Here is a 24,729-nt window from a genome sequence, read left to right as displayed (position 1 = left end):
GGTGTTCCAGCGCGCAGATCAGCCAGGCGGGCGCTCGTGCACCGTCGTCGGTGGGGCGTCGTCGTCGGGCGGTGGCGTGAATGCCTGCGTCGGCGGTTCGGGGCGCTTGATGCGCAGCGCGGTGGTCGGCGCGGCGATCTGTTCGGTCGGCGGTGCCGGGATCACCGTCGTCGAATCCTGCGGGCGCCGAACGATCCTCGGTAACGGCGGCGGGACCACGGCGGTCGTCGGCTCCGGCTCGGGCAGCGGCGCGGGCGGTGGCGTCGTGGCGGCGGTCTCGCGCCGTCGCGCCAGGAGTCCGGCCAGCGGGCCGGTGAACAGCATCGCGATCAGCACGGTGAGGCTCAGCAGGCAGACGACGACGTCGAAGGTGCTGGTGATCTGCTGGGCGAGGTTGTTGCCGTAGACCGCGTCGGGCGAGGGTTCGGCGTAGCGCGGGGCCAGTGCGAGGCCGATGGCGAGATTCGCGACGGTGAAGGCGGTCAGTACCGCGCTGAATGCCGCGATGACGCTGGCCGTGGTGTCGCCGCGGCCGAGCTGGCGGTGCAACCACCGCGCGATGATGCCGGTGATCAGGTTGAACACCGTCATCGCGACGGTGTCGTACAGCGCGCGCGTCAGGTCGAGCGACTGGGCGATGAGGTAGTCGACGACGCGGCAGGCGGCAGCCGCGAACGCCCAGAACGCGATCAGCGTCAGGCACTTCTGTGCGGCCGAGCGGTAGGCGCCCAGGGTCGGCGGCTGGATCTGGAAGACGGCGTAGAGGGTGGTCGGGGCGACGATCGCCGCGGCCGCCGCCCAGAACAGGTAACCCTCGTAGCCGATGGCCGCGGTCGACGTGTTCTGCGCGATCCCGTGGAAGGCGTCGATGTCGCGGCCGATCGGCAGCACCCACACCAGCGTGGCGGCCAGCGCCGCTGAACCGCCCAGCGCGGTGGTGGCCAGCCGGGCGGCGGCGGACCGCTCGAGCAGCCAGCGCGAGGCGATGATGACCGCGATCAACGCGACGGCGCCGTAGAGCAGGGTGGTGACGATGACGGCGACGTCCTGGCCGCCGAAGTCGACGTTGGTGACGAACAGGTAGCGCAGCCGCCAGTAGAGATTCCAGGCCACCGCCAGCGTCGCCAGTCCGATCGACACCGCACCCAGCGTCCGCGCCATCGAATACCACCGACGGAACCGGTTCTCCTCGATGGTGACGCTGGTGATCGGCGGCTGCGCGGCCAGCAGCGCGCCGCCGAGTCCGACGATCAGGCCGGGGCCTATGCCGGGCGGCACCAGTCCGGTGCCGCCGTCGCGCAGGGTTTCCAGCAGGTGGTAGCCGACGAAGCCGATCGCGACGAGGACGTAGGGCAGGCAGACGAGCAGCCGGACCCGGCTGAGCAGGCGGACGTCGAGGTCGGGGTTGGTGAGCCGCAGCGGGCCGATGTGTGCGTCGAGCGCAGCGCTGATGGCCAGGAACGTCACGACGATGACGAGCACCCAGAGCGACGCCCTGCCGCCGAAGGCGCCGAGGCCGAAGTCGAGGTTCCACGGCAGCAGGAGACCGAGGACGAGCAGGACGACGGCCTTGACGTCGCGGACCAGGTTGGGGCGGGTGGGCACGTAGCCGGCGCGGGGCGATCGGCCGGGGCCGGGCGGGGTGGTGCCGGCCGCCGCGACGGTGGGAGGCGCGTCGTAACGCTGGTCGCTCACCTGACGATCCTCTCAGTGATGACACCTTGCGGTGTTGGCACCTCAGCGTGCTCATTTTCGCCCCTGTCTACAAGGGGTGACTCGGGTAGCTTCGAGGCGGTTCGACGAGTGAGTGAAGGAGTTGGCCGGTGGACGTAGTCCTCGGGGTGGCGGTCACCGGGCGGGTAGCTCGCTTGGCGATGGTCGGCTCGGCGGCCTCGGGTGGCCAGGTGTTCGACCAGTACGCCCTTGACCTGCCCGACAGCGGGATGACCGACCTGGCCGAGACCATCGTCGGCACGTACCGCGAGGTGGCCGAGTCGGGTAACCGGGTGGCCGCGATCCGGCTGGTGGTGCCGGACCCGTCGCAGGCGGAGACGCTGCGGCAGTCGGTGGTCGGCGCGGGCGTGCCGAACGTCGACGTGGTGGCCGAGACGGAGGCAGCCGCGGCGCTGGCGCGCAGTGTCGGTGCCGATGCGGCGTTGTTGCTTTCTGACGACGACACGGTGTCGCTGACGAGGGTCGGCGAGGACGAGGACTCGACGTCGGTGCTGGCGTCGCTGCCGATCGGTCTGTCCGGCGCGGCCGTCGCGAGCGCGGCGGTGCTGCAGTCGGTGCCCAGCGGGGAAACCGTGCGGATCGTGCTGGTGGGTCAGCGGCTGGACCTCGAGTCGATCGCCGCTGAGCTGAACACGACGGTGCCGGTGGAGGTGCCGCCGGATGCGGGCTATGCGATCGCGCGGGGCGCGGCGCAGACGGCTTCGGACTCAGGACTGCCGGCGGGTGCGGCGACGATGATGGCACCGGCCGCGGTCGAGGCCACGCAGATGGCGCCCGCGGTGGGCGACGCGACGCAGATGGCGCCGGTAGCGGGCGACGCGACGCAGATGGCGCCGGTGGCTGGCGAGGCGACGCAGATGGCGCCGGCCACGGACTCGGCGGCAGTGGGGCCGCAGCTGGCGTACTCGGAAGAGGGGCCGGCCGAATACGAGGTGCCGTTCGAGCAGATGGAAGAGTTCGTCCCGGAGTTGGAGGACGAGCAGGCGTACACGGCGATGATCGCGCCGCCCCCACCGAAGACGGTGTTGATGGGCAGCGCGTTCGCGTTCGTGGTGGTGGCCTTCGCGACGCTGGCGGCCTCGGTGGCGATCACGATCCGGCCGGTGGCCGATGTGCAGGCGCAGCCTGCTCCGCCGGTGCAGCCGCAGACGGTGCCGGGACGGTTCCTGCCGGAGGTGCCGCACCAGCCGGACCCGGTGGCGTTGCCGATCGCGGTGGTGTCGCCCGCGCCGTCGGCTCCCGCCGTGCGGGTGCCGGTGAACCGCGGACCGAATCCGGTGGTGCCTGCGCCGGTGCAGATCCCGGGTCCCGTACCGGTGCCGGGCGCACCGGTGGTGCCGGCGGTGCCGGTGCCGGGTGTGCCGATCGTGCCGTTCAACCCCTTCAACCCGTTCCCGACTATTCCGACGTGGACGACAACGGTGACGACGTCGGTGACGCCGACCACGACGAAGACGACGACCACGACTTCGCCGACCACCACGTCTCCGACGACGACCACGGAGACGACGACCGAGACGACGACGTCGGAGGAGACCAGCACGCCGACGACGGTGCCAACGGTGCCGCCGGAGCCGGAGCCCGAGCCAGTCGAGCCGCCGTCCCAGGCGCCGGCGTATTCGCCCCCGGCCGAGGAGCCGGCGTACTCACCGCCTGCCGTTGCGCCGGAGCCCGTCGCGCCCGTGGCTCCCGAGCCCGTCGCGCCGGAGCCGGTGACCCCGGTGGAGCCGGAGCTACCGTCGAGCGGAAGTGGGGGCTCGTATGACGAGCCGACGCTGACGTTCCCGGAATCGCCGTAGCAGGTGGTAGCACGCGACCACCTTTCGGCGACGGAGCCCTTGATCGCCGCATGCTGCGTTCGGTACTCGCTCTGATCAAAGCTAGGACAGGCGGCGGCAGCCTCTCATATTGTGCCGCCTTTAATCGAGCACATCAGTGCGAGAAGGTCATCTGTCCAAACTGGTGTGATCTTTTGGACGGCGGCTAGGCGGTCTCCGAACACGCCGTGACGCGGCAGCTGAGATGTTCTTCCGAACCGGAACTCCCAGCGGCCAGTCACGGAAAATAAGCATGCCGCTACGACGTCGAATGCGTCGGCTGGATAGAAGCGTGAAGCTGGATCGTTCTTCGACGAACGCGTCTTCTGCACCTCAACCTTGTAAGTGCCGTCCGCCGACGCCTTCGGGCTGGCATTCTTACACTCGATCCGGAGTCGGTCGCCGCTGGCGAAGGTGACATCGAAATCATGGAGAGCGTCAACGTCAAGCCGGTTTACCTTGGCTATCGATTTCGAACTCCGGAGGAGCTGCTCCAAGTGATATTCTGCAACACCGCCTCTAACTGCCACTGCAAGGCGATTTCGGCCGCTGATTATCTCAAGTATTTCTGGGCTAGTCAGATTGAACTGCTGCTCGAGCACATGCTGGGATGCGTCTCTCCGCGCTGAGGCATCAGTCATTACGCTAGCTGCTGCGAAGCGTAAAGCCGGGTCGAGTCGAAGCGAGCTGGCTTTGCGCTCTAGTCGTGCATAGTCGATTAGCCGTTCTGGCTTGAAGGCAACAAGCGTCTCGAAGTGAGTAGGCGAGCGGGGGATTGGTCGTTTCGTGCCGACACGATTGACCTTCTCCCACACGTGCCAACCAGACCGCTGCGCCTCGAGAAGATCGGCCGTCTTCGCATAAAAAGAGATCCCCATCGGCAGCGGATCCCACAGCTGCGCGTCAAGCCCCAGCAGGACCTCATCCTCAAGGTCGATGCCGACGATGAGGGTCACATCAACGCCAGCAACATCGCGGCCGACCGTGTGCTCTTGCCTCCAAGTCCCCTCGGATCCGTAGCGAAGCTGGCCACGAACTTCGTCAGACGGGCGGTTGCGCGTGATTCTTCGCGTAATTCGGAATGGGTAGACGACGAGCCCGAGACGTTCGTCTGAATCGAGCTGGACACCAAGAAAGACAGGGGCCAGCGTGGGACTGCTCGCGTACACCACCTTGCCGCCGGACGCCGACACCGAGTCCAAGAGGAATCCGTGCAGGTCTTCGCGACCTCGCACGCGGAACAGTTCACCGAAAGCACGGTTGGCGAAAGCGTCTGCGGTCACAGTGCTCCTGAACCCGGCGTTTGTGCAAGTCTGCCGTCTCGAAGCGGGCATGTCGGTGGCTTGAGGAAGAGTGTCGTCGACGATACTGGTTCAGTGGTACTGCGCGGTGAGCAGTGACGACGGAAGTCTGGCGAGGTGGCGGAAACGTGGGCGAGCAGCTACCGGTCATAAGTCTGTTCTCCGGGGCTGGGGGACTCGACCTCGCCGTTGAACGCGCCGACGCACAGCCACTCAGTCCGACTGACCCCGGTAGCGGTCTCCTTCGAGTAGGCGTCGCGACTGACTACAACGCAGACGCGTTGGACACGTTACGAGCGAATGTGTCGGGGGCGTTTACCTTGGCTGGTGACATTCGGCAGTTGTCGACTGCTCAGATTCTCGCCGCAGCTGGGTTGCAACGTGGTGAACCGGTGCTCCTCGTCGGAGGCCCACCGTGTACGCCGTTTAGCAAATCGGGCTTTTGGTTGGAAGAGAAGAGGGAGAGCCGGGACCCGAACGCATCGCTCCTTGATGAGTATGTACGTGTCGTTCGCGAATCGCGGCCGGAAGCTTTCGTGCTGGAAAACGTACAAGGTCTTACGTACCGAACGCATAGGGTGCAGTTCGATCGGCTACTCCGCGGGCTTGGCGAACTCGGTTATGCCCCTCAGTGGAAGGTGCTCCTTGCGGCGGACTACGGAGTTCCTCAGCTCCGACGACGTGTCTTTGTGGTCGGCCGGCGAGATGGGGAGGTCTTTCGGTTTCCAGAGGCGACTCATTCGGGGTGGAGCGAGCGCGATCGGCATATCGACAAATCGAAGATCCCGTATGTCACGGCTCGGCAGGCTTTCAGGCGGTTGCCACGGCTAGTCTCAATTACGGACGACGAGATAGTGGATGGCGAGTATGGCGAGCTGGCCGCAGAGGTCCCACCTGGCCAAAATTACTTGTGGCATACGGAGCGTTACGGTGGACGCAACCACTTTGAGTGGCGCAGCCGTTACTGGACATTCCTATTGCGATTAGATCCAGACCGACCATCGACAACTCTTCAAGCTCAGCCGGGCCCATGGGTGGGACCGTTCCACTGGGCTAACGTGCGGACAAGCGATGGCACTGAGCGGCCTCGGCGGCTGCGCACGAACGAGTTACTACGCTTGATGACCTTTCCGGACGACTTCGTCATCATTGGTACACGTGCCGAAGTGCAGCGCCAACTGGGTAACGCGGTCCCGGTCGAATTGGGCAAAGTCGTTATTCGGGCATTAATGGAGCAATTAGGTTATTTGTACGCCGTGGAGCGTCGCGTCGTGTGATGATGGCCGATGGTGGCGCTAATGTCGAAAACTACAGATAAGAACCGGCATCGTCACAGTTTCCAGATCTTATCGTAAGCCCTCTCGGCGAGTAGTTTGGTGCGATTCGCGATCGTGACTGAATTCCAATCTTCTTGGTCGAGAATCCCTCCTATATCGAAATTGATACCTTGGCTACCTAAGGCGCGCTTCTTGGCTTCGAATGACTTTTCACCAAGTAATCTGTTGACCTCTTCGCTGACTAGGAGAAGGTTTCCTATCGTACCCACGATATTGAGGTCCGCTCCGTGCGCCAGTGCGCTCTGCGGCATAACATGCTCGATGGTCAGATTATCCATCCCGGTGCTGGGGTGCGCGTCGCGAAGGAAGCTCCGGAGTACGTATCTGACTAACTGACTGTCCCTGGTTTGCTCATTGGTAAAGATGAATCGTTCCTCAAAAGCGAGGATGAACTGGTCGCGTTCTGGTTTTCTTTCGACCAATTTTTGCCGAATTTCGCTCAGCACCTTTGCCCGTGCTTGCTGGTCGCTTCCCGCCGAGGTTAATTCGCGTGCCGCCTTGGCGTACATTTCTGATACGCCGCCACTGCTTCGCAACTGACTAACGATCGTGTGCTGAAAGTGGAACCGCTCGATCACAGAAAGTGTACGTTTGAATTGGTTTGCACTCAGCTTAGCTGCGTCGGAGCGCGAGCGCATTAAGGACAGTAAGAGGGGCGCCGGCTGCACGACACCGAAGATTGTCAGGCCTTCGAGGCTGTTATGAGCGTCTTTTTCCTCAATTGGCCATTTTCGCGTATTGGGTTCCACTACAGCTCGGTAAAGCGGGGCATCTCTAGCTATTCCGGAAAGCTTCGCTCTCGCCGCAGGCTTGGTAGTGATTTTCTTCTTGACAGCTGGGAAGAGCTTCCGCTCAGCGACGTAGTCTTCCTGTGAGAGCCACCAATGTAATACGAATCTGTTGGGATCGATGCGCTTACGCGTATCGGTCGCTTCAAGCTCATTCCGCATCTTATCCCAGGACGTGCGCGCTGAGTCGGCTGCAGCGTTACCAGTTCCGCGCAAACGGTTCAGTAGCGTGTTCTTGAGAAGATCTACAACCTCGAGGTTCTTGCCCCTTGTATTTAGCGTTTCAAATATCACATATGCGTCGTCTTCGCTGCTGTGCTCGATCCATATGACTCTCAGACCGAGAAGTCGATCGCGTAGCTGCTTAAGCCAGATCGCTGGATTCTTTCGCTTTGCAAGTTCGTCGCGTACACGTTTCGAGATTGCATCAAGCGCCTTAGAAAGTGCTGTGTCTTCTTCCGATGCCGGTTTGACCGACCGGTCTGGCGGGCTTGCGAATATTGCTTGCGCCAAGAACGGCGAATCGACCTCTGTGCGGAGTGTGAATTGCCGTTCGTTGTTACGATCAGCCTTTTCGAGGTAGCGATGTATACCTTCGGCCAGCTGTGACTCGCCCACAGCTGCAAATTGATCGCGAAGAACCGCGAACATTATAGCTATCGTCGTAAGGCGCTGCTGTCCATCGACAACGCGCCTGAGAGGACTGCCCGGCTCACGCCATGCCACCATTGGTCCGATGAAATACCCGATGTCGTTGTCAAACACAACGTCGCGCCAGAAATCGTCCAAGTTTGCTGCGTCCCAGCTGTACGGGCGCTGAAATCGTGGAATCAGGTAATAGTCGGCTCCGATGAATAGTTCTTCGATGGTCCTCTTATCGGACTGAAATTCGATATCCGGCATGCTGCTCCAATTACCTCGCCCGTTTGCTCATCAATCCTTCAAGATGAAACCATACTGAGTTCAGGCGTCAAGTATCAACGCTGTTGTGCGTTATCAGCAGGGTGCTCGTCCGGTCGAAACTCCGCGCTATTTCGGCCAGCACGCCCTGGGCATCTAACGTCATACCCCCGCCGGCACCAGCTCCTTCGCCCGCATCGCCTGCCGTAGCGAAGTGAGCCGACCAGTCCAGTCGCTCGCCCGTTCAGCGCCGACCCGATTCGACGGCGACGTCTTGGTCTCAGGGACCTGGCCGTCGCTGAGGGGGCGCTCCATCGACGTCGCGTAGAGGCTGAGGTTGGTGATAGCCAGGAGGCGGGCGGCGGGGGATCGCTGCAGTTCGCGGTTGAGGTTGAGGAGGTCAGCTGCTTCTGTGTTGGGTGTCACTGAGCCCCTCGCTGCGTCTTCGCTCGGATCCCCGAAATCATGTATGAGGCCGACAGTTGACCCGGGCCCATACACACGCGGGCCGGAACCACGGTGCAGGTAGGGCCCACATCGTTGACGGATGGGACGAGAACGCGGCGCCATTAAGGAGGTCCCGCTACATTGGTTTGGTTCGAGCCAAATGTTTCGGATGGCTGAGGAGGGGAACGGTTAGCGCTTCGAAGTCCCGTGAGGCAACGCCCGGAAGAGCCTGGACTATCCACCGCGCAAGACCCGATGTGCGGTAATTGCGATAGTCGGCCGGGATCCGAGCAGGCCGTGGAGCCGGGTGGCACAATCCGGGTGAGGGAGCGATCATCGGACATCCCTGACTACCTATCGATTGCGAAACACCGGTCGACAGCCTCGAACAATTTCAATAAGTGGGCCCCTCGCATAAAGCCTGACGATGAACGACGAATTTTTTCCGTCAGCCGCGTCTCTAATTGGACTGATGGTGAACACTATTGGGGCGTATGCATCGGTCTTCCGATACTCGGCGCGGATGCTGCGCACCGCTATGCCAAGTTTCCGAAGACGAGGAGCCCTGAGGACGATTGTCACGGATACCCAGTGTCCGCCCGCGACCGCCGGCGAGAAATCGAACACACACCTCCGAGCGACATTGTCAAATCTTGGGCACAGGCCGGAATACTGTCTGAATTCGACGCCAATTTAATCATCCGCCGAAGAATATAAGCCGAAGATTGCAACGTGTACCAGACATCCGTCATCTTGACTGACCAGGTGATTGTCGACGCGTTCGCGTATAGAAGCGAGCTATATTGTTGGACTCTGAACAATGAATTAGAAATCTTTTCAATAGCGGCGGTGATCGAGGCGCTGAATAAGCAGTACGGTGACATAGGAGGCGCCGCAGCGTACAGCCTTTTTTGCAGCCGAGGCATCGGAGCTAGCAAGCGCATGGTGCGTGCTTTCCGTGAAGCGCCGAGCATCTCAGGTCCTCTGGAATTGTCCATTAAACCTGACTTCAAGCTGAGAGTTATACGCGACTTCTCCTTCTGCCTGGACCTTAGGCTTTACTACGACAGGCTCTATCTCGCGACCGACAAAGGGGCGTTCGTCACGCCCGCCCATAAGGGTTTTTTCGCCGACAAGAAGCGGCTGATACCTGATGTGTTGAACGAGTATTACGCAGTGGCTCTCAGCACGGGACTGCGGGCGGTAGCAACGTCATTGGGCAAGCTGGGATTGTCAATCGTCCTTAACGAGCCCAACCAAGACATGGGTCCGAAGAAAATCATAAACTTAGCCGGCCCATCCATTCGCTCTTCGATCTCAGCCTCGCGAATCGCCAACTTCCCGAGCAATGACCAATGCCGGCTTTACAAGACGAGACTCGGGCGCGGGGTTCGGAGGGAAGATATTGGGATTGCTGACGTCGATGCGTACGGCGAGGATGTGAGCGGTCTAAGTAACTCTGCGCCGGCCGAAGGTTATTCGTACTGGGACGGTAGGCACAAGCGCCTCGTGTCGGTAAGTGCGACACGCATCTCAGCGTTTATGCCTGCGACAGGTAACACATCTCTGACTCTAGCCTCCGACCATCAATTGAGTTCGGAACCGCTTTCAGTCGAGATGACGGGGAACCACTACATGGCGATTGAAAGTGCGGATTCCATCACGCTCGCTCGCAGCGGAAGCGCGGTACGGTTTGAAACGGGAGCGTGCACATCGCTCAGAACGTATCGTAGCTCATTCCGCTTCCGTCGACTCGCGACTTGCACAACAAAGGCAGGCCTCTGGCTCATCGCGGCGTATGAGGGTCAAGAGTGGTAGTCGAACTCAATTGATCGACAGCGAGTGCCGTGCTGCAGTGCGATGCTCGCGAACAGGACATCGTTCATATTTGCAAAGCCGAAGTGCGGCCAACTAGAGCCCCGCTGTGCTGCCGGCGGTCCATCGTTCTCGAGCTGGTCTGCGAACGCGCCATCACATGCAGACTTGCCCAGCTAACGTGGATTGCGTGGGGGAGACACCGCAGGTAGAGGCCGACCACTTGTCGCCGGGCCAGCGCTACACCATCCGTCGAGCCGTCCAAGAAGCGATCGACGAACACGGCATTGAATGGGCGATGCGTAACACCTGCGCCCAACTCGAAGCAAAGTACGGCATCTCCCACGACACCGTCGAGTTCCTGCTCTATGACGAGCTGCCGGCCGCACTACCGGAGGAGCTGCTGACGTCGGGCCAGCGCAACAAGATCCGACGGGATTTCAGCGTTACGACCTCCATTGCCGACCCAACCCGTAGACACGACGCCTCTGCCGAGGTGGTCAAGCGGACTGCCGAGCACTTCGGGGTGTCCGAAGACACCATCCGCGCCGTTGTCGGTATCGACGGCGATACTGTTCGGCCAGCGCCACCACCCGGAGGATCACCTGTGCTCGTAGCTGCCCCGTCCGTGCCCGAACCCGGCCAGGTCGTCGAGGTGCGTGGCTCGACGTGGGCGGTCGCCAATGTTCAGGCCCAAGGTTTGCCGCTCAGCCCGGCAGACGATGCAGCAGCGAAGCTCAATCACGTCGTCGACCTGCAGTCACTCGACGAGGACCGCCTAGGTGAGCAGCTCTCGGTGATCTGGGAGCTGGAGGTCGGCAAGACCGTCACTCCGCCGCAGGGATTGCCCGAGCACATCAACCCGGAGGGCTTTGATGATCCCGTCACCTTGGCCGGTTTCATCGACGCGATGCGCTGGGGTGCGGTCACCTCGGCGGACCCTAACCGCTACCAGGCGCCATTCTGGTCCGGCGTCACCGTGGAGGCCTACCAGCTCGAACCGCTACGCCGCGCGTTGACCAGCCCGCGAACCAACCTGTTGCTGGCCGATGACGTCGGATTGGGCAAGACCATCGAAGCTGGCCTGGTGGTGCAGGAACTGTTCCTGCGGCATCGGGCCCGCACCGCGGTGATCGTGTGCCCGCCGAGCTTGGCGCTGAAGTGGCAAGACGAGATGCGGGACAAGTTCGGTCTCCAGTTCGTCATCGTCAACAGCGAGCTGATGGCCGAGGTGCGCCGCACCCACGGTCTGCACGCCAACCCATTCCAGTTATATCCGCGGGTGATCGTGTCCATGGCGTGGCTGCCGCAGGTGCGCTGCCAGCGCTTGCTGCGCGACGTCTACGCACAGGCCAAGAACCCCAAGCTGGGCAAGCGGCTCGCCTTCGACATGCTCATCGTCGATGAAGCTCACCACGTGGCGCCGTCGAGCCCCTCAACCATTGCCGGTGGGCGCGGCTACTCGGTGGACACCCAAAGAACCGTCGCGGTGCGCCAACTCGCCGACACGTGCGAGCACCGCCTGTTCCTGAGCGCCACCCCGCACAACGGCTACCCGGAATCGTTCACCGCGCTCATGGAGATGATCGATCCCCGTCGGTTCTCCCGCGGCGCGTTGCTAGACGCCGTCGCGCTCAAGGACGTGACGGTGCGCCGCCTCAAGCGCGATCTCAAGGGCCACGGGTTCAAAGACCGTGAGGTCAAGATCCTCGACTTCACGCCCGAGGACAGCGAACAGGAGATGTTCTCCCTGCTCGATGAGATCGTCACCCGCAGCGCCAAGCAGAACGGCACCAAACCGGGGGGCGACATCGTGACGATGCTGCTTAAGAAGCGGTTCCTGTCCAGCCCGTTCGCCTTTGGGATGACGATCAGCCACTACCGCGACGCACGAGCCGGGCGTGGCCTGCGCGACGACGAGTACGACGACATCTTCGGTGAAGGCCAAGCCGACGAGGAGGAAGGCCTGTGGGAGCACGACGAGGCCGAGCGGCTGCGTGAGTCCAAGGCCTCCGACCCGCTCAGCGCCGCTGAACCCGGTCAGCTGGAGAAACTCGCCGACTGGGGATTGAGCTACGAAAGCAGGCACGACTCACGCCTGGAACGGCTGATCACCTTCCTCGACGCGGTCTGCCGGCCCGACGGCACCCACTGGACCAACGAGCGGGTCGTGGTGTTCACCGAATACGCCCACACGCTCGGCTGGCTGCAGCGAGTACTGACCCAGCGCGGCTACGCCGACCGGCTGGCCGTTATCGAAGGCGCAACCCCCACAGAGGACCGGGAGTACATCCGGTCCCAGTTCACCGCCGACCCGACAGAGGAACCGGTGCGGGTGCTGCTGGCCACCGATGCCGCCGGCGAAGGCATCGATCTGCAGAACCACTGCCACCGGCTGGTGAACTTCGACATCCCGTTCAACCCCTCCCGGCTCGAACAACGCATCGGCCGCATCGACCGCTACGGGCAAACCGAAACACCCGAGGTGTTTCACTTCGTGCCTAACGACAAGTCCTCCACCTACGCCGCCGACGCGAACTTCATGGCACGCATCGCCAAGAAGATCGCTCAGGTCGAGGTGGATTTGGGATCGGCCAACCAGGTGATCGGTGACGAGATCCAAGAACACTTCGCCCGCCGCGCACCGGCCAAACGCAAAGCCAAGGGGCTTGATGGCAACAAGGTTATCCAGGAAGCCTTAGCCGGCGGCATCGAACTCAATACGCGGCTCACCGAACTCGAACGCGGCTACGACGCATCGCGGGCCGATCTGCACCTCGAGCCGCAGAACCTTCGTCGAGTCGTCGACACGGCCCTGCGGATCAACCATCAGCTCCCGCTGGAGCCGGTCGGCGAGGCCGACACCGACGCCGAGGTCTTCGAAATGCCGCCGTTGAGCCCCGCATGGCAGGACACCCTCAAAGGCTTGGCCACCCGACTGAAACCCGAAGTACTGCGTCCGATTACGTTCGATCCGACCGCCGCCGAAGGACGCGCGGACCTGGTGTACGTCCACCTCGGACACCCGATCGTGCAGAAAGCGCAACGGCTGCTTCGCCGCTCGCTGTGGAGTGTGGATTCCACCCTAAACCGAGTCACTGCGGTTGTGGTCGACGATACGGCGGAGTCGTTCGTCGCGGCCGTGACCCGCATGGTGCTCGTCGGCCGAGGCGGTGTGCGGCTGCACGAGGAGGTGTTCCTGGTCGGTGTGCGGTTGAAGGGCCGTCGCGCGATGGCCGAGGAGAAAGCCGAACAGGCCCTCGATCATGCCCTCGACGGCGACCTGCTGACCCTGGCCAGCCGCCGGATTCGCGACGACTTATGCGACCTCTGGAACGCCCCGGATGCACCGCTACGGGAACGACTGGAAGAATCTATGCACGCCCGCGCCGACCGCCGACACACCCGGGTACTGGAGCAACTAGACAAACGCCGGGCCTCCGATATCCAGCGGGCCCGCGACATCTTCGCCGCATTCCGAACGAACCTGGGCGAATCACTGGATCTGTTGCGCAGCAAGGAAGCCGAAGCCCAAGCCATGCTCTGGGCCGACGACCAGCAAAAGCAGTGGCGCCGCGACATCGACTCGATGCAGCGCCGCCTCGACGAACTCGACGACGAGGAGGCCCGCGAGATCGCCGCGATCACCGACCGCTACGCCGACGTCAAACCCCACACCACCGCCGCCGCGGTGGTTTTCGCCCTCACCCCCGAGGACGCGAAAGGAGGGCTGCGCTGATGGCGCCGCGCACACCCCGGCGGCGTGCGACACCCAACGTTTCCGAGCTACACCGCGCATGGCTCGAACTCGTCGACACCGACGGCCCGTTCCTGGCAATCGCACCACTCAAGCGGGTATGGCCGCAGGGCATGCCAGCCTTGGACGACGAACGCAAAGAAGCACTGCTGTACGCCCGCAAGGACTTCGAAGCCGCATGGGAGACGGCAGACCGAGCCACCGGCAACGACGGCACGACCGATGACGCATACCGCATCGCGCGCGACAAATGGGTCGAAACCGTCTTGCGCGATGTCGTCGGCTGGGCCGAATCCCTGTCTTGGGGACCCGTCGCCGGCATCACGGCTCAGTCACCCAACCGTGCCGTCACTGTCGGCGCCGAGGGAGCCCTACTGGACCCCGACGGCGCCATCGGCGCGCTGGTGTCGGTGATCGACCCTGTCGACTCGTTGCGACAGGTCCCCAGTGACCTGTGGGCGGCCACCCCGGTCGACCGAATGGAAGCGCTGCTGCGCGACAACGACATTCCGATCGGCATCGTCACCGACGGGCGCTGGTGGGCACTGGTGTGCGCACGCGCCGGCGCCATGACGGCCTCCGGAGTCGTCGATGCGCTGACCTGGGTGGAGGAAACCCGCACCCGCGACGCTTTCCTGACGCTGATCTCGCGTCAGCACATCATTGGCGGCAAGGAAGAAGAGCGGCTGCCGGTGCTGTTCGAGGAATCCGTGGCTGCCGCCGAGGAGATCACCGAAGCCCTCGGGGCGCAGGTGCGTCGCGCGGTCGAGCTGCTCATCCAGTCGTTCTCCGAATCGGCGCGTGACGCTCATCAACGCGGTGAACCCGATCCGTTACCCGCCGACACCCACCAAAGCTACGAAGCCGCAGTGACCATCATGATGCGGATCGTGTTCCTGCTGTTCGCTGAGGAACGCGGCCTGCTGCCGTCGGGGGAGTTGTTCGAGCAGGGGTACGGCATTTCCCACGAACTGGATCGGCTGCAAGCACGCGAAGCCGAGGAGAGCGAAGAGGCCCTCGATGCCACCTCGCTGACGTGGCATCGGTTGCTCGCAACCAGCCAGGCGCTCTATGGCGGTGCGTCCTTCGAGAACATGCGGGTGCCTGCCTACGGCGGTTCCTTGTTCGACCCAGACCGCTTCCCGTTCCTCACAGGACTCACAGCCCACGGAACCCTGGCGATCACCGTGTCCGACCGCGTGATGCTTCACACGCTTCGCTCGGTGCAGCAGGCGGTCCTCAAAGGCGGTGAGGCAAGGCGAATCTCGTTCCGCGACATCGATGTCGAACAGATCGGCTACATCTACGAGGGTTTGCTCGGTTACACCGCTGTCACTGTGGCGGAGACTCATCTCGGCCTGCAGGGAACTCGTGGCGAGGAACCCGAGATCACGCTATCCGGGCTGGAACGGCTCGCCGCGACCAACACCACCCCGAAGAAGTTGGCCGAGGCAATCCGCGCGCACATCGAGGATGATCAGCCTTCTGCCAAACCGCATTCGGTGGCGGCTATCTCGAAGAATTTTGGCGCGCAGCCGGACCCGAGCGTCGTGAGCGGGCTGGCGCAAGCGGTCGGCGACGACACCGCATTTCGTGAACACGTGTTGCCGTGGTTAGGCATCATGCGGCAGGACCTCCGAGGCCGACCATTCGTGGTACTCACCGGCGGGCTAATGGTTAAGGAAACCCCGTCCCGTAAGAACGCCGGAGCGCACTACACACCCAAGTCACTCGCCCGAGAAGTCGTCCTGCACGCGCTGCAGCCACTGTGCTACTCACCCGGTCCCTATCAAACCGCTGACGAATCTCAGTGGAGACTCAAATCCTCGGATGACCTGCTGAGTCTGAAGGTGGCCGATATCGCTTGCGGCTCAGGAGCATTCCTGGTGTCGGCAGCTAGCTATCTAGCTGATCGAGTAGTCGAAGCGTGGACCGCTGAGGATTCCGCGAACGCCCACCGCAGTGATCTTCATCGTCGAGCCATCCGAGTGGTCGTCGCCAACTGCCTCTATGGCGCCGACATCAACGACATGGCCGTCGAGATGTGCAAACTGTCGCTGTGGCTGGTGTCGCTTGACCGCGACTTGCCGTTCTCGTTTGTCGACGACAAGGTATTCCTTGGGAACTCGCTGCTCGGAATCACGAGTCTCCATCAGCTTCGCCGACTTCATATCGACCCGTCCCGCGTGCCGGTCGGCGAAATGTTTGACATTTTCAACGTGGACATCGACGCGGTCATCCAAAGGGCGGCCGAATTGCGTCGCAAACTTGCAACCGAGATTGACGAGAACGACCCAGCGCGCAACAGTGCGGCAAAGCGTCGCCAGCTGGAGCAGTTGCAAAGTACAACAGCCGATTTGCGCAAGATCGCCGACGGGATCGTCGCGGCCGGCCTTCCATTGGGCGGGAAGCCAGGCAAAGCGCTCGACGAAGCCTACGAGAACCTTCGCGCGGCGGTGAAAGCCGCGTTCCCGAATTCTGGCACACCTGATCCGGCAATGTTGAATGCGATCATCGAGAGGGGTCTACGGCCCACTGTCGACACCGACTACGAGTACTGGCTACCTAACCACTGGGTACTTGCAGCCCCAGACGTCATAGTCGACCGTGGAGGCTTTGATGCAATAGTCGGCAATCCGCCATTCTTGGCTGGTAAAAAAATAGCCGTTGCGCTTGGCCCCAATTGTGAGAGCTGGTTTAAAGCTGACCTCGGTGGCCAGAAGGGGTCTGCTGACCTGTGTGCACACTTCTTCAGGAGAGCATGGTCACTTCTTACCCGTCGCGGGAGTGTCGGTTTGATTGGCACCGACCGTATCGGACAAGGCGATACAGCTCACATGAGCACTGCTATCTTAGCGCAGACGGGCAGAATCTTCAGGGCTGTTACGGCATTTAGGTGGCCTGGGAAAGTGGCAACAGGAGCATCCATAGTATGGGCGACTAAAGAGTCGGTCGGGATGCCGGAGTTAGCTGCGGTATTGGATAATGAGAAGGTTCGCAGTATAACTTCCTCCTTGTCAGATGGTGGGCGAGCTGACTTATCTCATGCATCGAAACTACCTGCCCCTTTTCGCGCGGGTAATGGAGTGTCCGTTTACGGCGAAGGCTTCTTTATTCGTGCTCAAGATCCGATCTTGGCGGACCTCAGCGATCAGGAGAGGCAATTACTTCGGCCCTTTGTGAACGGGCAGTCATTTTTGTCTGGCGTCTCGTCTGGTGTTTCCGTAATCGATGTCAACAGATTCGAAACCGAGGAAGAAGTATTTACGGCGGCGCCTACCTTGGCTAGCCATCTTCGTAGGACTGTAAAACCTGTGCGTGATGCGATAACAAGCCAGATCCACGAGGTGCGGTATTGGGCATATTGGGACAAGCGTGAGGACCTCATTTCCGACTGTCAGTCGCGTGACCGATTTATTGTCTTGGCTCGCATGACGAGAGTTCCAACGTTCATGTTTTCGACGGACGTGCGGTCCGTCTTTTCCGATCAAGTTGTGTTGATCGCAAGCGATTCTGCCGCAGTATTGGGGGTGCTATCGTCTATAGCTCATATCGCTTGGTTCGAGGCCACGCGCACCAACCGCGGTTCTACCAGCTATTATGTTGTGTCGAGATGTCTTCGGACCTTCCCTTTCCCCCATCTGGATGAAATCCGGATCTCTCCGGTGGCGGAATCCTTTATCAGCGCGCGAAACCGCGCCCTAGCCCGATTTGTATCAACAACGAAGCTCTACAATGCCGTAGATGATCCGAAGGCACTGGGCCCCGATATACGCGAACTTAGGGACGCACACGTTGCGCTCGATCGCGTGGTGTTAGATGGCTACGGCTGGAAGGATCTATCCCCTAAGTACGGGTTCTTCGAAATTGCCGGCGTTCGACGCTTCGCGTGTAGCGAAGAAGATCGGTCAGAACTCAGAAGGAGACTTCTGGAGGAAAACCACCGCCAGGCGTCCGGGACAGTGAAGCCAGAAGACAAGGTTCGCCGAGGCAAGAAGGCGGCAGATGGACAGGGGACACTGCTGTAGTGACTAATTCCACTGCGAATGCGAAGGAGCCGGCGGCGACCTATGCGTTGACGTACGAGCCGGACGGATCGTCGTTCACGGTTCGGGAGAACTTGGTCGACATTCTGGGGCGCGAATTGCTCGGACCCATTCATGGTCCCGATGAGTTGTTGCCCTTCAGCCCACGCTCCCAGTACTTGGTCGGATACATCGCGCCAGTGCGGCTCACAGGCGCCACAGCCGGTAATGGTGACGCCGCCGATGGCATTGAGCGTGGCGAGCTGGCCGAGGCTCGCGCTGACGAGAATGCCGCGGCTGATGGACGGGGCATTCCGGCGTTTGCCGCGGATGACGTTGAGGCCGACGCTGCCGACGATGATGCTGAGGACCGGGCACCCAGGCAGGGGTTGATGATTCCCTCGTCGATGGGTCTGCGGTTTCAGGTACCGCCCGACTTGGAAGCGTTCACGGTCACGGTGTCGTGGGGGACCTACGAGTCGGTACAGACCGACAAGGTCACCAAAGCGGGCCGACCGATTCGCCATTTCCAGCGCGTCCCGGTCGAAGAACCCCGCACCATCCGCCTTGCCAGTCTCGATGCCGGACGGACGACGACGATTCCGCTGCGCGACACCATCTGTCTTCGGGTGGACCGCTACAACGATACGACGTACGGGCGGGTGCTCATCGAGATCGCGCTGTGCAACGACCGCGAGACACCGATGCCGATTCCGATCGGCATGTGGATGTTCCAAACCAAGCTGTACATCGATGCCGGGGGCGCGGAGGTGTTTCTCCCGGTGTGTGATGTGCTCGAGCAGAACTTGCCGGAACACGACCCCGAGGTGCAACGTCTAAATCTGCAGTACCGCAATAGGCTTGAGTACGCGATCGGTCGGACCTGCTCGGTGGACTGGACTGTCAAGAAGGGCTCTCGACGCGCCGCCGCGGTATGGACCACGTGGCTGCCGGTGGCTGAGACCCCGCAGACGCAGGCACGCGACGTCGAGAACGCACTGCTATCCATGGATGTCCTCGCGACCGCGACAGCAGAACAGGTCCGCTCCGGACTGCAGCCCCTGATCGACGGCTACGGGGACTGGCTCGAGACTCAGGAAACAGCGACCACGCAGTTGCCGCCGCATCTTCGCGATACTGCCGACCTGGCACTGGTGGAAGCCCGCCGGGCCCACAAGCGACTGCAAGCGGGGCTCGAACACGTCGTGGCCGACTCTGAAGCGCTGCGCTGCTTTCAGTTCATGAACGCTGTGATGCGCGATCAGCGCATCGCCTCTCAGGTGGCCGCAGTGCGCGCATCGGATCCTGCCCTGTCGATCACTCATGCACAAAGCAAAGTGGCCGAAGCTGGCGCGAAGGCCGCATCGTGGCGGCCGTTCCAGCTGGCGTTCATCCTGATGCAACTCGGAGCCCTAACCCACCCGGCAGCGCCGCTGCGCAGTGCCGCGCACCTGGCGCAAGTCGAGTTGTTGTTCTTCCCGACCGGTGGCGGCAAGACTGAGGCCTACCTCGGGCTGGCCGCCTATACGTTCGCGATACGCCGCCGCCAGGGTGTCGTTGATTCCTCCGACGGCCCGCTGGACGGCCGCGACGGTGTAGCGGTGCTGATGCGCTACACGCTACGGCTGCTCACCGCCCAGCAGTTCCAGCGTGCCACCGCACTGGTGTGCGCGGCCGAGCTGGCGCGCCAAGCTGACGAAACCATCTGGGGCCCTGAACCGTTTCGGATCGGGCTGTGGGTGGGTACCGACGTGAGCCCGAAACGCTTCGAGGAGGCCGACGAGCAGCTGACCAAGGCCAACGAATACGGGTCGCATCGGCTTACCGTGCTCCAGGTCCAGCGCTGCCCATGGTGTGGCACCCCGATCACCGCGGCACAGGTCAAGGCCGATGCTACGGCCCGGCGGGTGTTCGTCTACTGCGGTGATGATCTGGCGCGTTGCCCGTTCGCGAAGGGCGGCCAGGTCACGGAGGGTCTGCCGATTCTGACCGTGGACGAGGAGATCTACCGGCTGACGCCGGCGTTCGTCATCGCCACCGTCGACAAGTTCGCCCGCCTGGCCCGTGAGGGCGAAGCTGCGGCATTGTTCGGCTACGTCGGACGGCGTTGCGGTCGCCACGGCTACGTCCACCCTGACTACGCCGCGTGCAACATCTCCACCGCGCATCCGGCCGTGAACGGATACCCCGCGGCGACAGTCCATCCGGTGAACCGGCTTCGCCCTCCAGACCTGATCATCCAGGACGAGCTGCACCTGATTACCGGGGCGCTGGGCACCTCCGTTGGCCTGTTCGAGGTTGCGGTGGGGACCCTGGCTTCCTGGGAACAGCCCGACGGCAAGCCTGTGCGGCCGCTGATTGTCGCGTCCACCGCTACCGTCCGTAATGCGCAGGAGCAGGTGCGCGGCCTGTATGGGCGGCGCCTAGAGATTTTTCCGCCGCAGGTGCTCGATGTCGCAGACACCTACTTCTCCCGCGAGATCCCGGTCACCAAAACAACGCCCGGCCGCCGCTACATCGGGGTGAGCGCGCAGGGAGTGCGCCTGGCCAGCGCCGAGATCCGCGTCTCGGAGGTGTTGCTCTCGGCCGGGCAGCTGCTGTTGGACCGCAGCGGCATCGCCGCCGACCCCTACCTGACGCTAGTTGGATACTTTAATGCCACCCGCGAGCTGGCGGGCATGACCCGCTACATGGGTGACGATGTGCAGAATCGAATCAAGCGTCCCCGCAAAGACTCCGGGTTCCCACCCCGCCACGGCGCCGCGTTCGGCCTGCTGAATACCGGTGAACTCACCGCACGGATCGCGTCGTCGGAGATCGGCCGCACACTGGACCGGTTGGGGTTGGACTTCGACCCTGAATATGACACCACCGAAGCCTTCCAGGCTCGAATGGCAGCACAGCGCGACGGCAAGAAGGTGACCACGCGCAAGGAGGCGCCGTTCGACGTGGTGCTGGCAACCTCGATGCTGCAGGTCGGTGTCGACGTGCAGCGACTCGGGCTGATGCTCGTCGTCGGCCAGCCCAAGAACACCGCCGAATACATTCAGGCTTCTTCCCGTGTCGGCCGCGACGCCTCGAAACCCGGATTGGTTGTGACGCTCGGTAATTGGGCTCGTCCTCGCGATCTGGCGCATTACGAACAGTTCCGTCACTACCACGAGACGTTCTATTCTCAGGTGGAAGCGTTGTCGGTGACGCCGTACTCGCCGACGTCGTTGGATCGAGGATTGGACGGGTTGTTGGTCAGCGTGGCCCGCGTAGTGCAGGCACCCCTCGATGACGGGCTCTCCCAGGAGCGCGGTGCTTGGCGGATCAAGGAGCACCGGGACGTGGTCGAGCGGGTGGCCGAACGACTCAAAGCCAGGATCTCGGCCGCGGCGCAGGATGATGCGAGGGTGAAGTATGCCAGCGACCGATTGGTCAATCGAATCGATCGGTGGGTAGATCGCGCCAACCGCGCCAGCGACACGCACAGGACTCTGGTGTACGAGCGCACCGGGGAAGGGGACAAGTATCTGCCGTTGTTGATGAGCCCTGAGAACGCCAAAGCCGGTGTCGGCTCGTCGAATCAGGCTCCGTTCGTCGTCGCGAACTCGATGCGAGAAGTGCAGCCGGAGATCAACATCCTCGTCAGCCCGATCCCGGAGCGTCTATTCGCGCACGTTCCCGACGGTGCACCACGGTGGATCCTGCCAGTGGGGGATGAGGACTGATGACCGATACCACGTCGTTCGAAGCGATGATGCTGCATGACCCGGGGGAGACGCTGGACCCCTTGGCCGACGCTGAAGACGCGGTGGTCAAGAACCGCGCCAAGGTGGGCTCGTCACGGCCCTCGTCGCTGCTGTACACCTACGGGCCGGGCGCGATCATGGATCTGCCCGGTTTTTCGGTGATGCCCGCAGGGTTGGACGACTGGGAGCCCATCTGGAAACGGCGCGAGAAGATACCGGCGGTCATCGAGCCCCGGCTGCTCAATGTGATTCGGATGCACCTCGGTCCGCAGGTGGACGCGCTGCGGCCCTATCCCTGGCAGCCCAAGCAGAACTCGTTCGCCAAAGAGGGTGCCGACTTAGGCATCCCCGCCCGAGTCTTCCCGCAGTGGTTGCGGTGCACGGGGTGTGATTACCTCGGCCCGCTGCCACGGTTCAGCTACACCAATACCCATCCCTTCCGCCCCGATCTCGCGCAGTTCACTCACAAGGGCTGTCCGGGCCGCGGCGCGCAACGCGGTGGTACGAAGACGGGGAAGCGGGAGAGCCCCGCGGTACCCGCGCAGCATCTGCTGACGTGCACTAACGGTCACGTCGACGAGTTTCCGTACGAACCGTGGGTGCATCGCGGTCGGCGATGCCCCAAGGCGGAGCGGCCCGACCTGAAGATGCGCGACGCCAACGTCGGCAAGAGCGTCGGTTCGATGATCGCGTGCACGCAGTGCGGCTCCACCCGTGGCATGGCGGAGGCACAGGGCTCGGTGGGCCGCGACAAGCTGCCGCAGACCTGCCGGGGACGGCACCCACATTTGAACGCTTTCGACAAAGAGTGTGATGCGCGGCCGACTTTGATCATGATGGGTGCCTCCAACCTGTGGTTCGCCTCCACGCAATCGATCATCGTTATGCCGCGCACCGATGCCGAGAAAGCCGAAGCCCTTGGTGACCTGCTGCGGCTGGAGCTCGGGGTTGACACGGTTAAGCAGTTCGCCGGACAACTCGATGTTATCCGCGCGATGGCGGGTATGAAAGATATTGACCTGAGCGGTGTTTCAAATGAGGGTCTCGCGACCGCGGTTGCCGACGCGATTACGCCGCCGGAGTCGGATGAGGAGCGCAAGAAGAAGCGCGACGACTGGGATCCCGTAGAACTCATGGTGCCAGAATGGCAGTACCTGCAGAAGCCTGCGCTGTTCCCCTCCCAGAAGAACACCACGGGGCTGATGGTGACCGACATGACCCGCGGCTCTGAGCTGCCCCCGCAGATCAGCCGGGTCGTCGCCGTCAACCAGATGAAGAAGGTCAATGCCTTCATCGGGTTCACCCGTCTCGATGAAATGGACCGGGTCAACGACCTACCCGGCCGACTGGTCAAGCTCACCCGCAACGGCAAGCCGACGTGGGTGCCCGCGACGGAGGATCGTGGTGAGGGAATCTTCCTGCAGCTCAGTCTCGATGCGGTCGAAACCTGGGAGAACAGCATCCGGAACACTCCGTTATGGGCCGCGCATAAGGCAGCCCATCTGCGCAACTTCCGCAACCGGTTTTCTGAGACAGCCGGGGCAGTGGAGCCAGAGACCCGGTTGCCCGCACCTCGATACTGGCTGCTGCACACCCTGTCTCACGTCCTAATCCGTGAAATGGCGATGACGTGTGGGTACGGCGCTGCCAGTTTAAGCGAGCGGATCTACGGCTGGCCGGCCTCCGCACACCGCGAGGGTGCGGCCGGCCTGCTGATCTGCACCACCGCCTCAGATAGCGAGGGCACTCTCGGTGGTCTGGTCGCGCTGTCTGAACCGTCTCGACTACAGGGCCTGGCGATTTCAGCGCTACGACGAGCTGCTCGGTGCTCTTCGGACCCTGTGTGTGCCATGCGAACTCCGAGTGATCCCGAAGAGTTCCTGCATGGAGCAGCCTGCCACTGCTGCGCCTTCGCGTCGGAGACATCGTGTGAGAGGGCCAACCGGTACCTTGACCGCCGCTTTCTCCTCACCTTGCCGAGCGCGCACGGCAAGCCGGTGCCGGGGTTCTTCGGGAGCCCCGATGTCCGATGACCCGCTGAAAGAACTCGGTGAGTACCTGACCGTGACTGAGGCCGAAAGCCTGGCAGTGCTCATCGGGGCTGGCGCGCATACCGCCCACGCACTGGCGTCGGTCAGCCCCGCACGGCGGGAGCAGGTTTCGGAATTTCTGAAGGCGGCGGAACTCGGACACGCCGAACCCGCGTTGTCTGTCGCGGTGCTTCGCGGGATTGCAGGTGCGAAGTCAGCTTACCGCGATCTGGTCCCCGTGTGGACGATGCCGGGAAATGAAGCGACGACTGGGCACTTGACCAACCAATTTCACGACGTGGTCGCCGCCGCCCGCACCTCGGTGACATGCGCGACTTACAACTTCGCACCGACATCGAACATGTGGGACGCCCTTAAGGCAGTGTCGGAGGAGCCCGACGTTGTCGTGTGTGTGTACGTCGATGCCGGCAGGGGCGATCCTGGCGGCGTCAAGGCACGGCTCCCGCGAGCAACTGTGTACCGCTCAGCCAACTTGCCCAACGGACAGCCGATCGTCAGCCACACAAAGTTCATCGTCGTCGACCATGAGGTCGTTTTGCTGACAAGCGCAAACTTCTCCTACAACGCCGAGAATCGAAACGTCGAGTTCGGTTTGCTGATTCGCGACAGCGGCCTTGCAGCGTCGATCGAGTCGACGATGGCAAGCAAGCGGGGGAGTCTGTACGAGCTTGTTTAGCAATGCAAGTCGTCGATGCCGTGATCCGTGAAGCAGTTGTGTCGATCAACTATGCAGTAGGCACTGCACCCGGCGGATCTTCGTTGCAAGGAGTACTGACAAGGCCGGGAAATGCGTTTGCGATGACCTGGAGCAACTTGCAGGCCATGGCGCGGTCTAGCTCAATTATTTGGCTCGGCTTGGGGTGGAGTTTGCGGCTATCTGACCCGAGCGTGGCAAGGCGGAGGAGCGGCGTTCCCTTGTCTGACAGGACGACTTGATACACGCAGTCGACCTCAGTGCGTGGAGGTCTTGCTTCGTGCTCATCGGGGCTCAAAGACCGAATTAGCGCCATGGCATTAGCG

Annotated in this window: 11 protein-coding genes; 8 read left to right on the top strand and 3 right to left on the bottom strand. The window is 62.4% G+C overall.

Translation table 11 applies throughout. The features are described from left to right. Positions 1-18: 18 nt before the first annotated feature. Complete coding sequence (locus ACPCHZ_RS14405; RefSeq protein WP_423485326.1) at positions 19-1,695, bottom strand: hypothetical protein; 1,677 nt, start codon at positions 1,693-1,695, stop codon at positions 19-21. 128 nt (positions 1,696-1,823) lie between these two features. On the opposite strand from ACPCHZ_RS14405, the gene ACPCHZ_RS14400 reads away from it, so the two are divergent. Then, on the top strand, positions 1,824-3,533 hold the full coding sequence (locus ACPCHZ_RS14400; RefSeq protein ID WP_423485325.1) for a hypothetical protein: 1,710 nt from the start codon (positions 1,824-1,826) through the stop codon (positions 3,531-3,533). Between the two features lie 104 nt (positions 3,534-3,637). Here ACPCHZ_RS14400 and ACPCHZ_RS14395 read toward each other — a convergent pair whose 3' ends face one another. Beyond that, on the bottom strand, positions 3,638-4,834 hold the full coding sequence (locus tag ACPCHZ_RS14395; protein ID WP_423485324.1) for a hypothetical protein: 1,197 nt from the start codon (positions 4,832-4,834) through the stop codon (positions 3,638-3,640). 113 nt (positions 4,835-4,947) lie between these two features. Between ACPCHZ_RS14395 and ACPCHZ_RS14390 the strand changes: the two genes are divergently transcribed. Further along, positions 4,948-6,129, top strand: a complete 1,182-nt coding sequence (locus ACPCHZ_RS14390) for a DNA cytosine methyltransferase (protein WP_423485323.1) — start codon at positions 4,948-4,950, stop codon at positions 6,127-6,129. 53 nt (positions 6,130-6,182) lie between these two features. Here the strand turns inward: ACPCHZ_RS14390 and ACPCHZ_RS14385 are convergent, their stop codons facing one another. Further along, positions 6,183-7,880 carry a DUF262 domain-containing protein gene (locus ACPCHZ_RS14385; protein WP_423485322.1) on the bottom strand — a complete coding sequence of 566 codons (1,698 nt, stop codon included), beginning with the start codon at positions 7,878-7,880 and terminating at the stop codon, positions 6,183-6,185. Between the two features lie 1,176 nt (positions 7,881-9,056). Here ACPCHZ_RS14385 and ACPCHZ_RS14380 point away from each other — a divergent pair. From ACPCHZ_RS14380 to drmC, 6 genes are all read left to right on the top strand, one after another. Next, positions 9,057-10,142, top strand: coding sequence for a hypothetical protein (locus ACPCHZ_RS14380; RefSeq protein ID WP_423485321.1), 1,086 nt, complete (start codon positions 9,057-9,059; stop codon positions 10,140-10,142). 187 nt (positions 10,143-10,329) lie between these two features. Next, the gene (gene drmD, locus ACPCHZ_RS14375) at positions 10,330-13,878 is read left to right on the top strand and encodes a DISARM system SNF2-like helicase DrmD (RefSeq protein ID WP_423485320.1); all 3,549 of its coding nucleotides are present in this window, start codon (positions 10,330-10,332) and stop codon (positions 13,876-13,878) included. Beyond that, positions 13,878-17,924 carry an Eco57I restriction-modification methylase domain-containing protein gene (locus ACPCHZ_RS14370; protein WP_423485319.1) on the top strand — a complete coding sequence of 1,349 codons (4,047 nt, stop codon included), beginning with the start codon at positions 13,878-13,880 and terminating at the stop codon, positions 17,922-17,924. The genes drmD and ACPCHZ_RS14370 overlap by 1 nt, the downstream gene beginning before the upstream one ends. Further along, positions 17,924-21,637: a DISARM system helicase DrmA gene (gene drmA, locus ACPCHZ_RS14365; RefSeq protein WP_423485318.1), complete on the top strand. Its 3,714-nt coding sequence runs from the start codon at positions 17,924-17,926 to the stop codon at positions 21,635-21,637. Before ACPCHZ_RS14370 ends, drmA begins: the two co-directional genes overlap by 1 nt. Continuing rightward, positions 21,637-23,691, top strand: coding sequence for a DrmB family protein (gene drmB / locus ACPCHZ_RS14360; protein ID WP_423485317.1), 2,055 nt, complete (start codon positions 21,637-21,639; stop codon positions 23,689-23,691). Before drmA ends, drmB begins: the two co-directional genes overlap by 1 nt. Beyond that, entirely contained in the window at positions 23,681-24,385 is a 705-nt protein-coding gene (gene drmC / locus ACPCHZ_RS14355) for a DISARM system phospholipase D-like protein DrmC (protein ID WP_423485316.1), read from the top strand. The genes drmB and drmC overlap by 11 nt, the downstream gene beginning before the upstream one ends. Positions 24,386-24,729 lie beyond the last annotated feature (344 nt).

Origin of the sequence: Mycobacterium sp. NPDC050041 (genome assembly GCF_049541695.1) — a bacterium.
GTDB lineage: Bacteria > Actinomycetota > Actinomycetes > Mycobacteriales > Mycobacteriaceae > Mycobacterium.
The sequence above is the reverse complement of the archived record's forward strand: the minus strand, read 5'-3'. Positions and strand labels throughout refer to the sequence as shown.

Excerpts from the sequence above, each read along its gene's own strand:
- ACPCHZ_RS14370 (WP_423485319.1), top strand. The coding sequence starts at position 13,878 with ATGGCGCCGCGCACACCCCGGCGGCGTGCGACACCCAACGTTTCCGAG.
- drmB (WP_423485317.1), top strand. The coding sequence starts at position 21,637 with ATGACCGATACCACGTCGTTCGAAGCGATGATGCTGCATGACCCGGGG.
- drmC (WP_423485316.1), top strand. The coding sequence starts at position 23,681 with ATGTCCGATGACCCGCTGAAAGAACTCGGTGAGTACCTGACCGTGACT.
- ACPCHZ_RS14385 (WP_423485322.1), bottom strand. The coding sequence starts at position 7,880 with ATGCCGGATATCGAATTTCAGTCCGATAAGAGGACCATCGAAGAACTA.